The 14,330-nt window shown below is 61.7% G+C and carries 16 protein-coding genes and 1 pseudogene; 12 read left to right on the top strand and 5 right to left on the bottom strand.

Annotated elements, in window-relative coordinates:
* The first annotated feature begins 2 nt into the window (after positions 1-2).
* The 8 genes and pseudogenes from FH975_RS07280 (at position 3) to FH975_RS07250 (ending at position 6,194) form a co-directional block, all read left to right on the top strand.
* Positions 3-662, top strand: a complete 660-nt coding sequence (locus tag FH975_RS07280) for a response regulator (protein ID WP_456238259.1) — start codon at positions 3-5, stop codon at positions 660-662.
* Between the two features lie 25 nt (positions 663-687).
* The gene (locus FH975_RS16760; protein WP_268896687.1) at positions 688-816 is read left to right on the top strand and encodes a hypothetical protein; all 129 of its coding nucleotides are present in this window, start codon (positions 688-690) and stop codon (positions 814-816) included.
* A 119-nt stretch (positions 817-935) separates the two neighbouring features.
* Positions 936-1,772: an alpha/beta fold hydrolase gene (locus FH975_RS07275; RefSeq protein WP_162320746.1), complete on the top strand. Its 837-nt coding sequence runs from the start codon at positions 936-938 to the stop codon at positions 1,770-1,772.
* On the top strand, positions 1,765-2,340 hold the full coding sequence (locus FH975_RS07270; protein WP_162320745.1) for a TetR/AcrR family transcriptional regulator: 576 nt from the start codon (positions 1,765-1,767) through the stop codon (positions 2,338-2,340). The genes FH975_RS07275 and FH975_RS07270 overlap by 8 nt, the downstream gene beginning before the upstream one ends.
* A 15-nt stretch (positions 2,341-2,355) precedes the next feature.
* Positions 2,356-2,448, top strand: a pseudogene (locus tag FH975_RS16535) (CGNR zinc finger domain-containing protein); the annotation flags it as partial.
* Between the two features lie 51 nt (positions 2,449-2,499).
* Positions 2,500-3,255, top strand: coding sequence for a ParA family protein (locus FH975_RS07260; RefSeq protein ID WP_162320744.1), 756 nt, complete (start codon positions 2,500-2,502; stop codon positions 3,253-3,255).
* 45 nt (positions 3,256-3,300) lie between these two features.
* The gene (gene glsA / locus FH975_RS07255) at positions 3,301-5,097 is read left to right on the top strand and encodes a glutaminase A (protein ID WP_162320743.1); all 1,797 of its coding nucleotides are present in this window, start codon (positions 3,301-3,303) and stop codon (positions 5,095-5,097) included.
* Positions 5,098-5,204: 107 nt separating this feature from the next.
* Positions 5,205-6,194 (top strand): aldo/keto reductase, encoded by a 990-nt coding sequence (locus FH975_RS07250; protein WP_162320742.1) that lies wholly within the window; start codon positions 5,205-5,207, stop codon positions 6,192-6,194.
* Between the two features lie 11 nt (positions 6,195-6,205).
* On the opposite strand, the gene FH975_RS07245 is transcribed toward FH975_RS07250, so the two are convergent.
* From FH975_RS07245 to FH975_RS07225, 5 genes are all read right to left on the bottom strand, one after another.
* Positions 6,206-7,024 carry a spermidine synthase gene (locus tag FH975_RS07245; RefSeq protein WP_162320741.1) on the bottom strand — a complete coding sequence of 273 codons (819 nt, stop codon included), beginning with the start codon at positions 7,022-7,024 and terminating at the stop codon, positions 6,206-6,208.
* Positions 7,021-8,481 carry a sodium:solute symporter family protein gene (locus FH975_RS07240; RefSeq protein WP_162320740.1) on the bottom strand — a complete coding sequence of 487 codons (1,461 nt, stop codon included), beginning with the start codon at positions 8,479-8,481 and terminating at the stop codon, positions 7,021-7,023. Before FH975_RS07240 ends, FH975_RS07245 begins: the two co-directional genes overlap by 4 nt.
* A complete protein-coding gene (locus FH975_RS07235) occupies positions 8,478-8,684 on the bottom strand; it encodes a hypothetical protein (protein WP_162320651.1) in 207 nt (68 codons plus the stop codon). The genes FH975_RS07240 and FH975_RS07235 overlap by 4 nt, the downstream gene beginning before the upstream one ends.
* A gap of 108 nt (positions 8,685-8,792) precedes the next feature.
* Positions 8,793-10,481 carry a sodium:solute symporter family protein gene (locus tag FH975_RS07230; protein ID WP_162320739.1) on the bottom strand — a complete coding sequence of 563 codons (1,689 nt, stop codon included), beginning with the start codon at positions 10,479-10,481 and terminating at the stop codon, positions 8,793-8,795.
* The gene (locus tag FH975_RS07225; RefSeq protein ID WP_162320738.1) at positions 10,478-10,801 is read right to left on the bottom strand and encodes a DUF4212 domain-containing protein; all 324 of its coding nucleotides are present in this window, start codon (positions 10,799-10,801) and stop codon (positions 10,478-10,480) included. The genes FH975_RS07230 and FH975_RS07225 overlap by 4 nt, the downstream gene beginning before the upstream one ends.
* 306 nt (positions 10,802-11,107) lie before the next feature.
* Between FH975_RS07225 and FH975_RS07220 the strand changes: the two genes are divergently transcribed.
* From FH975_RS07220 to FH975_RS16285, 4 genes are all read left to right on the top strand, one after another.
* Entirely contained in the window at positions 11,108-11,629 is a 522-nt protein-coding gene (locus tag FH975_RS07220) for a hypothetical protein (RefSeq protein ID WP_328821815.1), read from the top strand.
* Positions 11,630-11,634: 5 nt separating this feature from the next.
* Positions 11,635-11,985: a DUF485 domain-containing protein gene (locus tag FH975_RS07215; RefSeq protein ID WP_162320737.1), complete on the top strand. Its 351-nt coding sequence runs from the start codon at positions 11,635-11,637 to the stop codon at positions 11,983-11,985.
* Positions 11,982-13,679 carry a sodium/solute symporter gene (locus FH975_RS07210; RefSeq protein ID WP_162320736.1) on the top strand — a complete coding sequence of 566 codons (1,698 nt, stop codon included), beginning with the start codon at positions 11,982-11,984 and terminating at the stop codon, positions 13,677-13,679. Before FH975_RS07215 ends, FH975_RS07210 begins: the two co-directional genes overlap by 4 nt.
* The coding region (locus FH975_RS16285; RefSeq protein ID WP_202923098.1) for a GAF domain-containing protein at positions 13,669-14,330 on the top strand (662 nt) is incomplete at its 3' end. The genes FH975_RS07210 and FH975_RS16285, both read left to right, overlap by 11 nt.

The raw sequence follows: 14,330 nt of genomic DNA, 5'->3' as shown, positions 1-14,330 counted from the left end.
TCGTGGACGACCAGTCTCTGCAACGCATGGGCACCCGCATGTTTCTGGCCCACCAGGAGGATATCGAGGTCATCGGTGAAGCCTCCAACGGCGCACAAGCCGTCCAACAAGCGCGAACACTTCGACCCGACGTCGTGCTGATGGACATCCGCATGCCTGGCACTGACGGTCTCACTGCCACCAGCCAGATACTCAGTGCCGAAGAGGCCTCCCTCACTACACGTGTTCTGCTGCTGACGACCTTCGACCTCGATGAGTATGTCTTTACCGGCCTAGAGGCAGGAGCAAGCGGCTTCCTCACCAAAGACGCTGAGCCCGCTGCGCTACTCTCCGCCATTCGATCCGTCGCAGCAGGTGATGCGGTCATCGCGCCCTCGGCAACCCGACGGCTGCTCAGACACCTGACCATGCCCGCCAGCGCTAGGCAAGTATCGGCCGAATGGTCTCAGGCCCGTGAAGTAGTGGGGCAGCTTACCGAGAGAGAACAGGAAATCCTCATCGCCATCGGCCAGGGCCGGACCAACGCAGAAATCTGCCAGGACCTCCATCTGGCGGAATCCACTGTGAAGAACTACATCGGACGAATCTTTACGAAAATCAATGCGCGTGACCGCGTGCAGGCGGCCATTACCGCTTTCAGAGCTGGGTTGGTGAAGTTTTGAATGTCCCTGACACTTCCGAGCTCAAGTGACCAGTGGCAAAGCCTATGGAACTCCCAAGCTCCTCCACGATCCCGTTGACGCCGACCATGAAGCCGGTGTTTTTCTCTTAGTTTCGAAGGTGGCCATGACAGCTCCCCTCGACGCCGCGACGTAGTGAGGTACTTCTGGACTGCCGCCCTGCGCAGACTGGCGCGCACGAGCCAGATCGCGGCGACATCGAATCCAGCGATATATAATATTGACATTAGCCATAAAGCTAACTAGATTAGCTTCATGTTAAACACCACATCAGATTCGCAGCCGGTGACCCGGTATCTCTCGGTATCAGGAGGTCGGATCGCATACGACCTGCAGGGGAGTGGGCCACTGCTTCTTTTGCTGCCCGGAATGGGTGAGATTCGAGCGACCTACAGGCTGCTGGCGCCGAAGTTGCTTGCGGCAGGATTTACCGTGGCTACCGCTGACCTAAGGGGACACGGTGACAGTGATGCCGATTTCCCGTCGTACGGCGACGTTGACACCGCCTCAGACATCACCGCGCTGCTGCGCCAAATCGGCTCACCAGCGGTAGTTGTGGGCAACTCCATGTCGGCCGGTTCGGCCGTTATCGCAGCTGCGGAGCACCCGGAGCTCGTTCAAGCCCTCGTCCTGCTGGGTCCATTCGTCCGGAATTCCCAAAACACTTCAGGTGCCAAACGGCTCCTGTTCCGAGCCATGATGGCCGGTCCGTGGGCGCCATGGGCGTGGAACGGCTTTGTGCCCACGCTGTACAAAGGGCATAAGCCGACCGACTTCGAGACCTACCGCAGCGAGATGATGGAAGCGATGAGACGCCCTGGCTACAACAAGGCATTCCGTCGCACCACGGCCACCGACCACACTCCAGCCGAACACGCGCTGCCGGATGTGGTGGCACCGAGTCTGATCCTCATGGGCACTGAAGACCCAGACTTCACTGACCCGACCGCCGAAGCCGCATGGATTGGCAAGGCGCTCGCGGGCACCGTGGTGATGATTGACGATGCCGGCCACTATCCGCAGTCCCAGCAACCCCAAGCGACGGCGGACGCAGTGATCAGTTTTCTCCAAGGTGTGCACCGCAATGCCTAGAGCTGGATTGACAACCCATACCGTGATCGACACCGCCGCCCGGATGCTCGACGAGCATGGTGATGATGGACTCAACACCGCATCACTCGCCGAACTGCTCGGAGTGAAGCCTCCTTCGCTGTACAAACACATCGACGGAATGGCAGGTCTTCGCCGCAGTATCATGCTTCGCGCCAAAGCAGAACTTGCGCATGAACTGGGACAGGCGGCGATCGGCGCAGCTCGGGAAGAAGCTGTTCACTGCTCGGCTGCCGCGTATCGAAAGTGGGCAAAAGCTCACCCTGGACAGTACCCGCTAACCATGCGAGCACCTGTGACTGGAGATCCGGAGGATGAACACACTTCATCTGTCCTGGTGAACACGCTCTACACGATCCTCTCAGGGTTCCGGCTGGAGGGTGATGATCTCGTCGATGCTGCACGGTACTTCCGGTCCGTCCTGCACGGATTCGTGGACCTGGAGACGACCCACGCCTTTCAACTGCCCCGCGACATCGACCGCAGCTTCACCTGCGCGGTTCATAGCGTCACCAGTGCCCTGGCGGCGTGGGGTTCCAGCACTGAGTAGCCTGTAGACCACAGCAGGCCTGGAACTGCCAAGTGGTGCTCCATGGCTACCTGCGGCAATCGCATCAAGGCCCGGGCTTTCACCAGCCGACAGCGTGATGTCTCCTAGCCGGCTCCCTGGTCACTAGTATCGCGCTGGGGCTGGCCGTAGGCTAAGCCCATGAAGGTTATAGCGGTGTACTCCACCAAGGGCGGCGCAGGTAAAACCTCAGCCGCAGTCAATCTCGCATGGGAAGCAAGCAAATCGGGATCCGTTTTGCTCTGGGACTTAGACGCCCAAGGTGCGAGCACCTACCTCACTGGGGTCAAACCCAAGCTCAAGGGAGGTGTGGCCAAGTTAGTCAAGGGCAGCAACTCCATTTCGGACGTCGTCCGTACCGCGAAGTTCACCCCCGCAGATGGCCAACGCGCCGTGGACGTCCTACCTGCTGATGACTCCTACCGGGAACTCGAGCTCATGCTCGATTCCGCCAAAGGCTCCCGGCGCAGAGTGGAAAAAGTCCTCAAGGACGCATCCGGAGAATACGACACTGTCATCCTGGACTGCCCACCCGGAGCGTCATTGGTGGCCGAAAACGCGGTCCGCGCCGCCGATCTGATTGTGACGCCCCTTCCTCCGGCCGCACTGTCTCTCCGATCGTTGGAACAAGTCCGGGACCTTGTCGCTGAGTCAGCGAAACCTGCGCCTATCCTGGCATTTCTCTCTATGGTGGACCGACGCAAAGCCACGCATCGCCGTGCAGCGGAGGAACTCTCCCATGAGGTGAAGGAGATTGCCGACGTAGCAGTGCCTGCATCAGTCGTGGTGGAGCGCATGGGAGATGAGCAAGCGCCCGTCGCCGCTTTCGCCCCACGACACCCTGCAGCCGACGCCTATGCGAAGCTCTGGAAGCACGTCACCACCCATAAGGGCTGAACCTGTGAGGCTGAGCTGCACAGCCCACAGTGCTAAATTCGCACGATGCGTAGTCCAGTGCAGCGGTACCTTGAAAGCATCGTCGAACAGTGCAGTGGCACAGGCGGTGAAGTAGCTGCCTACATCCCCGAACTCGCCAACGCTGACCCTGATCGTTTCGCCCTCGCCCTGGCCACGGTTGATGGTCACGTCTATACCGTGGGCGATGCTGAGTCGCAGTACAGCATCCAATCCATTTCCAAACCCTTCACCTATGCACTTGCGCTCTCCGACCAGGGATTCGGCGCGGTGGCGGAGAAAGTCGACGTCGAACCCTCTGGTGAGGCGTTCAACGAGATCAGTCTCGCTTCCGACACCGGTCGGCCACCCAACCCAATGATCAATGCTGGTGCCATCACTGCAGCATCGTTGGTGGCAGGTGATAGCAGCTCGCACCGTTTCAACCGAGTGCGTGACTGGTTCAGCGGTTTTGCCGGGCGGGAGCTGGGACTCGATGAAGAGGTCTACACCTCCGAGCTCACCACGGCCCACCGAAACCGAGCGATCGCGCATATGCTCCGCGAGTTCAACATCCTCGAAGGAAATCCAGAAGAGACACTCGACCAGTACGTGCGCCAATGCGCCATCAGCGTCAATACCCATGACCTAGCCATGATGGCCGCCACACTTGCGAACGGCGGTGTGCAGCCGACCACCGGTAAGCGGATGCTCGAACCCACCTATGTCGAGCGGGTGCTGAGCGTTATGGCCACCTGCGGCATGTACGACGCCGCCGGAGACTGGATCTCCGCAGTCGGCATGCCAGCCAAAAGCGGAGTCAGCGGCGGCATTATCGCCGTTCTGCCCGGCCAGGTGGGGTTGGCTGTCTTTTCTCCACGTCTTGACCCACACGGCACCAGCGCTCGCGGCGTCCAGGTCTGCGAACGCATGTCCAAAGATATGGACATGCACCTGATGCACGTAGGACGAATGTCCAACACAGCGGTGCGCGCCAGGTACGCCCTGTCACAAGTCTCCCCGCGACGCAGTCGTCCCGACGCGGACCAGGCTGTACTCGACGAACATGGCGACCGGGCAATGGTCTACGAACTCCACGGTGATCTCCTCTTTGCTGGCGCTGAGCATGTGGTCCGGGCAATAGTCGACGACGCCCCAGATTTGGTGATACTGGATGTCCGCAAGGTCGACGACGTCGCAGCCGTCGCCCGGCACACTCTGCTGGGCTTGCGCACCGTACTGCGCGAAGCAGCCGGCGAAGCAGCCGTGGTGGACCCCCACGGAGTGATGCCAGACCCCGATGCCGGCACTGACCAGGCCAGCCCGTACTTTGACGACCTCGACTCCGCCGTCAGGTGGTGCGAAGACGAGCTCTTGCGCCGTCATGGCCGCGAACCTACCGACGAACAGACACTGGTCAACGAACACCCCCTTCTGAGAGACCTCTCCCTGGAAGCGCGTGAGGTGATCGATGTTCGCATGGAGGAGCTGCACTTCTCCGCAGATGAGGTGGTGCTCGAGGCGGGGGGTAAGTTCTCGGGCGTACACGTGATCGTTGAAGGCGCAGCCATCGCCACTGTGGAGCGCCCAAGTGGTGGCGCCGTGCGTCTGGTGACTATGAACCCCGGAACGTCTTTTGGGGAGCTGGCGCTGGGTACCGACGGTGTCCAAGACACGACTGTGCGCGCCATCAGTGACCTCACGGTGCTGCGGCTATCGGCTGAGTCGATTGAAGAAATCACGGCCACCCAACCTCGCGTGGCATTGGAAATGTGGCAGGCGATGACCCGAGACGCCTACCGCGTGGCGGAACGGGCATTGCGCGCAGGCGCCACCTTTGGGTAGTGGATTCCATTGCTGAACACACCGCTGCCCGCTACACCGTCAGCTTTAGTTCAGTGACGTGATGCAGAGTACGGAGTGGCCCAGTACACGATGGCAAAGGAGCTTCCATGGATGAGCGCACGTTAGGCAGGACCGGACGGAACGTATCGGCAATAGGTCTCGGCACATGGCAGATCGGCGGTGGTTGGGGCACCGTAGAAGACAGTGATGCGTTCGCCGTGCTCGATGCCGCAGCTGAGTCCGGGGTGACGTTCTTTGACACCGCCGATGTCTACGGTGATGGTCGCAGCGAGCAGCTCATCGGGCGTTGGCGCGCTTCCAACCCGGATTGGTCAGGCACCGTCGCGACCAAAATGATCCGACGAGCACCTGCCCCTTCACTGGAGCATGCAACCGAGCAGAACTTCCAACAGTGGGTGGATCGCTCGCGGAAGAACCTGGGGGTCGACACGCTGGACCTGGTGCAGCTGCACTGCCCCGAAACGTCCGTCCTGCAGTCCGACGCCGTCTATGACGCCTTGGATGCCCTGGTCGAAGGTGGCAAGGTCGCCGCTTACGGTGTCAGCGTAGAAACCTGCGATCAAGCACTGACCGCGATCGCGCGCCCCCATGTGGCCAGCGTGCAGATTATCCTCAACGCCTTCCGGCAGAAGCCGATGGAAGCCGTTCTTCCCGCTGCGGCTCAGGCCGGCATAGGCATCATCGCGCGGGTACCACTGGCCTCCGGACTGCTGTCCGGGCGGTACACCAAAGACACAGTCTTTGCAGAAGATGACCACCGGAACTTCAACCGGCATGGGGAGGCGTTCGACGTCGGGGAGACTTTCGCCGGTGTTGACTTCGCCACCGGAGTCGACGCCGCTGCAGAATTTACTCAGTTGGCCCACGAGGCCGGACTGGAGCCCACGGTCGCAGCCCTGGCTTGGGTGGCGCAGCAGCCTGGCGTGAGTACGGTGATTCCCGGAGCGCGCAACGCCGAGCAGGCTCACAGCAACAGCTCTGCCGGAGAAGTCCCTGACTTGTCGGCGGACTTCGTCGCCAAGGTCGCAGAGCTCTACCGAACGGCGATCAAGCCCCAAGTCCACCACCGCTGGTAGACATCACCTGCCTACCCGGGAACGGGTCCGCTGCACCACATCTCCAGCTCCTCTCCGGAGAGCACCTCCGCAGGATGCGGCCCGGCGGCCCATATCTGAGCCAACTCGGCCTCAGTGAATCCCCTGGACGACGCCGCGAAGACCAGGTTGCCCTCCGACTGCCTGTTCAGCACATCTTGCGGGGCGCTGAGCAGGCAGTTCTGAGCGGATCCCCCTACGGACGCCAGCAGCGTCCGTGTGAGGCTCAGAGCAAAGACCATGTCTTCCTCATCACCGAAATTCACCAACAGGAGGCCCCCTGGGGTGACGGCGGACCAGACTGTCCGGAAGAAGTCCGCAGAAGTCAGGGATGTCGGCGCCGCAGAGGAGTTGAACAGGTCAACTACCACCGTGCCGAAACGCCGCGCGGCCAACGTTCCGCTCGGGGAAAAGACAACAGCGGCATCAGCCACCACATTCTCCAGTGGCGATTCCATAGGGAGGTGCTGCAGAATGAAGTCCACCAGCTCCGGCTCGATATCCACCACCGTTTGCGTAATGTCAGGCCGCCAATGCGCGATCCACCGGGGAAGGGTCAGCGCGCCGGCGCCCAGGTGAAGAGCGGAGCTGGGAGCGTCGTCGTCATTTGCCGCTGACCATGCGGTGAGCACTGAGCGCATACGCCGAATGTAGTCATGCAGGAGGAAGTCCGGATCGCCCACCTTCACATGGGACTGCTCGGCGCCGCCGATGGAAAGCATAACTCCGCGCTCAGTCAGGGGATCAGGGCAGAGTTCAGCAGCGTGACCTGAGTGCGATAGCCGGATCCGCTGCGGCAGGTCAGCCCTCATGCGGGCCGCCTCCGCCGGGAGGTGGCCATGAATTCCGCTGCCCTGTCGCGCGGGGCTGAGGTCGCCAGACTGACAGCGACGAACACCGCCACAGCTACCGTCAGCCCCCACACCCCACTGCCCTGTCCCAGGAGAGACACCTGCGAGAACTCAAGGACCAGGACCAGCGTGCCGGCAATGAGCACCGAGCTGATCACCCCCGCAGCCGTTCCGCGCTTCCAGAAGAAGGCACCGATGATTGGTGGGACCATCACCAGAAGGCCTGCCGATGCGGAGACGCTCAGCACCGCAATGAGATCGAGCTGCAGATGCCCAAACCAGTAGGCCAACACGCCGATGACCGGGATCACCAACTTGCCGACCATCAGCTGGGCCTTTTCGCTGGTCCTGCGCCCGGCCCCCACCACATCACGGCTGATCATGGAGGAAAGAGTCAGCATGATGGAGTCAATGGTGGACACGCAGGCGGCTAAAACACCGATCATCACAATGATCGCCAGGGGAGTCGGCACCAGGTCCGAAGCCAGCAGAGTCGGTGTGGCACTGTCAGCTGCGTCCAACTCGGGGAACTCCAGAAGAGCAGCGAACCCCCAGAACACGGCTACGAACGTATAGATGAAACCGAAGATCAGGAAGCCGACCAGCATCCGCCGCAGATCACGCATGGAACCAGGAGTGAACAACCTCTGTGAGACTTGGGGATTGGAGATTGAGAAGAAGATCCACGGCAGCGTCAGCGCCACAAATGTGCTCACCGTGAAGAACCCAGTGCCCGGCACGGTCAGCGCACCGGGATGGTCGCTGCTCAGAGAGTCGAAGAAACTTCCGACGCCGCCGAGCTGGCTGATCACCACAATGACCACCAGAGTGGCACTGATCATCATGACCGCCGACTGCAGTGAATCGGTCCAGGCCACTGAGCGCAGTCCAGCGATCATCGCGAAGACAACTGCCAGGACCAACGCCACCAAGGTGCCCGCGGTGAAGCTGATGGCACCGGCTGTCATCCCGGAGAGCAGATAGCCGACTCCTGCCAACTGAACCGCGGCATAAGGAAGCAGAAAGACGAAAGAAGCCAGAGCCGTCGTCGTGCCAGCGGCGTGGGAACCATACCGGTGGCCGATCATCTCGGTGGGTGTCACATAGCCGTAAGCCTTGCCGACTCGCCAGAAACGCGGGCCGAAGACCAGCACGAGCGTTACACCGCACAGGTAGAGCAGTTCAAAACCTAAGGCCCCCACCCCTCCGGCGTAGGTCAGCCCGGCCAGGCCGATCATCATGAACGCCGAGTACGTGGTGGCCGAATAACTCATCGCGGAGACGAAGCCGCCCATACGCCGGCCACCCAGGAAGTAGTCGGACATATCGGTGGAGCGGCCCGCCCGCGACCAGATGGCTGCTACGAGTGCGACCGCCACGTAGATTGCGACCCCAGTCCAAATCCACCCCGGGCTCACCGCTCGTTCTCCCAGCTCAGTGCTACTGCCACATTGATGGCAATCACCGCGGCGGTGCCCACCGTCCAGAACAGCAGACTGCCGTACCAGGCATCCACCTCACGCAGCAGGGTGTAGGGCACTACAAACATAGCCACCATGATCACTGGCACACTCACCAGCAGCCACAGGGTCCAGGACTTTCGCTTATCAGACCGTTGCACTGGCCCAGAATACCGTCTCTTTGGGTAAATATGACCATAACGACGACGCACGGGGGCCCGGCCTGAGAAGTACCAGGCCGGGCCCCCGTGGTGTGCGGAGTCTGGAGTTTATATCTTGCCGGCAGCCTTCAGCTGCTGCTGAGCGGGATAACGGATCGACTCCACCATCTCCTGCACCTCCTCGCTCGGTGGCCGGGTCAGGTTCGACACCGTAATGGTGACGGCAAAGTTCAGCACCGCACCGATTGCACCGATGCCCTCTGGGGACACATTGAACAGGTGATCGTTGGCCTGAGTGCCGAAGAGCTCCAAGGTGTAGATCATGTAGCCGGAGCTGAAGATCAGACCGGTCAACATACCCGAAGCGGCACCCTTGGCGTTGGCCTTCTTCCAGAAGATCCCCAGAATCAGGATCGGGAAGAAGGTGGACGCTGCCAGGCCGAAGGCGAATGCGACCACCTGGGCCACGAACGCCGGTGGATTCAGACCAGCGAAGATGGCGATGACCACCGCGGCGGTCATGGCCAGGCGGCCCACCAGCATCTGCGTCTTCTCCGATGCGACCTCCTTGGAGATCATCCGGTAGTAGATGTCATGCGAAGCAGCAGAGGAGATGACCAGCAGCAGTCCGGCCGCTGTGGAGAGCGCCGCGGCCATACCGCCGGCTGCCATCAGGCCGATAATCGGAGCCGGAAGCCCACTGATCTCCGGAGATGCCAAGACCAGAATGTCATTGGAGACAATCAGGTCAGCGCCGGAGGCTGCCACATTGGAGACGGAGTCGATCGCGCCGTCATCCACGTTGAGTGTGACGTACCCGGCGTCAGTCCACGGTTGGATCCAGGCGGGCAGATCATCGGCGGTGGCACCCTGGGCCCCTTGGAGCAGGTTCAGATTGGTGAACGCGCCCACTGCAGGTGCTGTCAGGTACAGCAGAGAGATGAAGAACAGGGCCCAGAAGCCCGAGAACCGCGCGCCACGGACTGTCTTGGTGGTGTAGAACCGGATGATCACATGCGGTAGGCCGGCGGTGCCGAGCATCAGTGACAGGGTCACCAGGAACACATCCAGCTGACCACCGTCGCGGCCCGCGAACGCCTCAGTGAAACGGTCCAACCCAAAGTCTTCGCGCAATCCATCGAGCTCAGCCAGGATGGTGCCGTAAGTGACCTGCGGGACGGGGAATCCTCCGACTTGCTGGGACACGGCCACGGCTGGGATCAGGTATGCAACGATCAGCACGGAGTACTGGGCCACCTGAGTGTAGGTGATGCCCTTCATTCCGCCGAGCACAGCGTAGAAGAAGATCACCACTGCGGCTACGATGACCGCCCAGTGGGCCTCCAGGCCGAGGAAGCGGGCGAAGACCACGCCACCACCGGTCATCTGGCCCACCACGTAGGTGAAGGAGATGACGATCGCGCAGATCGCGGCCACCACACGCACGGTGTCGCTGTAGCGATCGCCGACGAACTCCGGCACGGTGAACTTGCCCCATTTGCGAAGGTAGGGGGCCAACAGCAGGGCCAGCAGCACGTAGCCGCCGGTCCAGCCCATGAGGTAGACCGAGCCGTCGGAGCCGAGGAACGCAATCATTCCGGCCATACCGATGAAGCTGGCCGCGCTCATCCAGTCCGCGGCTATTGCGGCACCGTTCGCGATGGTGGGAACGCCCTGGGACGCGACGTAGAACTCTTTAGTCTCCTTCACCCGGGATCGCCAGGCGATGGTCATGTAAATCCCGAATGTGAGGATCAGGAAGAAGAAAGTCCAAAACTGCATGGAGTCAATGTTCATGACTTCTCACCTGCTTGCTTGCGCTCGGAGACGCCGAACTCGGTGTCGATGCGGTCCATCCACAGGGCGTAGACCAGGATGAGAATCACGAAGGTGTAGATGGATCCTTGCTGGGCGAACCACAGGCCTAGCGGGAAGCCCAGGATCACGATGTTGTTCAGGGGCTCGATCAGGAGAATTCCAAAGCCGAAGGAGACGGTGAACCAGATAGCTAGCAGCACCACCATCAGCCGTACGTTCTTCTTCCAGTAGCGCTGCCGCCAACTATTGTCTGGTGGCGGGGCGGTGCCGGAAGAGTCCTCATGTGTCACGTGGGACATGTGCGACTCCTTTGTTCGGTACTTGGTGGACACACATCTGCACTTCGATGTGACAGACGCCTAGGCCTAAGCCAACAGCGCTGTGACCTGCCTCACAAGTAGATTGCGCTAGACGGCGGCTATGGGTTGGCGAGCGGTCCATCCAGCGCCACGAGCGGTCAGTACACTGTGATTTACCGCACATTCGCTGTCAGCGACCGTTCACCTGGTCAAACTCAGCCGCTGAGGATATTGGAGAGCCTCTACCCTGGAATCTGTGACCAGCGTCACCGTAGGATTCCATAGAGAGTCCATCGGAGATCTGATGTGCAGGTCGCGACACGGGAAGCGAGCGATGTGATGACAACCACGGCAGCTGCAGTTGAGCAGAAGGGCCTAGCGGGGGTTTTCGCGCGACTCAGAGCGGGCAAGAACCACGGCTGGGGCGTCTTTCACCCGGGAAGCTGGCCCATGATGATCGGCGGGATGATGATGATCGTCTCTGCCTTTCTGCCATGGATCTACGTCACGCTTACCCAGGAGCTCGTGGGGGAGACCTTTGTGCTGCGCGGCACTGATGGGCCCGGCGTTCTGACGCTCTCCGTGGGCTGCCTTGCGTTTGCCGGAGCATTCGTTCCGCGCCGGAAGCTCGCCATCGCACACGCTGCCGTTCCCGGGGGGCTTGTCGCCGGCATCTGCCTGCTCCAGACCTGGAACCTGCTCAGTGCCAATATGCAGACGCAATGGGGGTCTTTCCTCCCCGGAATGGGGTTGGTCCTCGCTGCTGGCGGCGCGGTCCTCCTCCTGAAAGTGTCCTGGACCATGTATAAGAATTGGCCCGTAGCCTAAGTGATGTGACCCATTCCCCCCAGGAAGACGGACAGACCCGCGACACTCCGGCCGAGGTCGACGCCGCCTTTCGTACTCAGCGCCGAGTTGCCCTGACCTATTTCATCGTCTTCCTCGTGGTGGTCGCCGCATTTCCCCTTCTGGCCAGCACCCTGGACTGGTGGCTTGATTCCCGACTTATCGGAGAGCTCAGTCCTGGCTTCCTCACCGTGGCTGTGGGGCTCTACGTGGTGTTCGCCGCCATTGGGATCGCTGCGGCCACGCTCAGCTCTAGTGTCGAATCTCAAATGCTCGGCGCTCAGGGCAATCAAAACAGTGATGGCCCAGACCCCTACTCGTCGCCAGGGCCGTCATGACGACAACTGCCATCATCACCCTGATCGCCGTGCTCGTGATCGTCCTCGGCGTCTCTGTCATCACCAGACCGCGGCACTCCTCCACAGTGGACTTCTACCTGGCCGGCCAACGCGTGGGGGTGGCAACCAACTCTTGGGCCATCTGCGGGGACTATCTCTCAGCAGCCTCGTTTTTGGGCGTCGCAGCTGCAGTTTACGTCTCAGGGCTCGACGGGGCGTGGTACGCAGTCGGCTTCGCGGCCGGGTTCGTCCCCGTGCTGCTCCTGGTCGCTGCTCCGCTGCGCCGGTATGGGGAGTTCTCCCTGGCTGACTTCCTCGGCCGACGCCTGCGCTCCGATGCGGTCCGGCTGCATTCGGTAGGTGTCATCCAACTGGTGATCCTCTGCTACCTGATTCCCCAGTCAGTGGGTGGGGGCATCACATGGGAGTTGTTGGTTGGCCACGGACTCTTTGGTCTGAGTCCGTACTCCACCGGAGTGCTGCTCTCCACCGCAGTGATCGCGGTGCTGGTCGCAGCGGGTGGAATGCGCGGGACCACCTGGAACCAGGCTGTGCAGTTCTTGCTGCTTTTCGCTGCTCTGCTGTGGCTGGCTGCCATGGTCAGTGCCGATGGGTTCCGCTACGGAGAAGCTGTTGAGTCGTTGAGCAACCAGCCTCTGATGAACCCAGAGTTCCTTGATGGTTCCTGGGAGCTGACGCAGGAGCAGAATGCCGTGGACCCCGGGCAGGCGGCCGTCTTCGGCGAGCCCGGAGCCCGCTACGGACAACTGGGCCAAGTAGCACTTGTGGTGACCCTGGGACTGGGAACTGCTGGACTGCCCCATGTGATGAACCGATACTTCACTGCACCAACCGGCAAAGCGGCCCGCACCACCACCGTCTGGGTACTGGTGCTGATCGGTATCTTCTACGCCCTGGCAGTCATGATGGGAACCGCCGCGCGTGACATCATTCCCGGCGCAGCCCGGGAACACCCATGGCTTGAGGAGCTCACTGAGGACGGGGTTCTGCGCGTCCCCGAGCACGCACTTCCAGTGCTGGGCAGAATCTACGGGGAAGAAGCTGGCCTCGGGCTCATAGCTGCTGCAGCGCTGATCGCCGCCATGTCCACAGTGGCAGGTCTGCTCCTAGCCTCGGCCGCCACCTGGGGCCACGACGTATACGAACGCCACATCAACCCGCGAGCCACACAGCGTCAGGCAGTCTGGGTGGGAAGGGCCTCCACCCTGATCGCCGCCGGGGCAGCAGCGGGCTTGGCCATCGCCCTGCGACCTGAGGCGTTCACCCCGGCGATGCCGTCGCTGGTCGCGACGATGGTCACCTGGGCGTTCGCCATCGCAGGCTCGGCCCTCACCCCAGTGGTGGTGCTGACGATCTGGTGGCGCCGCACCACTGCTGCGGGAGCCCTGGCAGGTCTGATCAGCGGTGCCACGGTGTCCATCATCATGTTCCTCAGCGCGAGTTTCCTCGAGGCTTCGCCGCTCAGGGAACTGATGGCGGCTCCCACTCTCATCGCAGCCCCCTTGGCGTTCCTGCTCACCATTCTGGTCTCGCTGCGCACACGGCCGCCCAGCGAGGTTGAGGCTGATTGGGTCATCATGCACGGCACGGCGGCCGATCGGCACGCTGAACGGCTCGCCCAACTCACCCTGCGTGAACGTAGGCGAAGAAAGGAGGATCGGCGTGCGCGGTAGCATTATTCTGGCCACGGCGGTTTTGGTCATTTGGACGGTGGTCTATGTGATCACCCAACTTATGGTCACTCCAGCGCTGCCTGTGCTGCCCACTGCAGGTATCGGCGTCGCGCTGACCATAGCCGTGGTGCTGGGCTATCCCTCGGCGCTGCGCGGTCCCCGTGGGGCGCGCGCTTCTCGGGCCAACCGCATCAATAGTCGGCCCACCCACTCACGCAACGAACGCCCGGACCACGGAGTGCGGGACTTGGCGGTTCGGGCCATTCCGCTGCGCTCGGGACTGACTCAGGATGCTGCCCGTCGCACCTGCGAACTCCTCAGGCCCATGCTCGCCGGGGATGCGGTCTTCATCACCGACACTGAAAACATCCTCGCCTATATCGGCCCCGGTCAGGACCACCACCGGCCTGGAGGCGTGATGCAAACATCGGCTGCCCCGCGCGCCGTTCGGAAGAAAAAGACCGTGGTGGTGCGCGATAAGGCCGGGGTAGGGTGCCGCGACGAGAGCTGTGAGGTGCTTTCGGCAGTGATCGCACCGCTTCGAATCGGGCAGCGCGTGGTGGGCACACTGGGGGTTTACCAGGCCACCACGGCCATCCCGCCAAAGCAAATGGTGGAAGACATGGCCAAGATGCTCAGTCTGCACCTGGA

The organism is Nesterenkonia haasae (assembly GCF_010119385.1).
GTDB classification, from domain to species: domain Bacteria; phylum Actinomycetota; class Actinomycetes; order Actinomycetales; family Micrococcaceae; genus Nesterenkonia; species Nesterenkonia haasae.
This window is presented reverse-complemented; position numbering and strand designations above follow the sequence as displayed.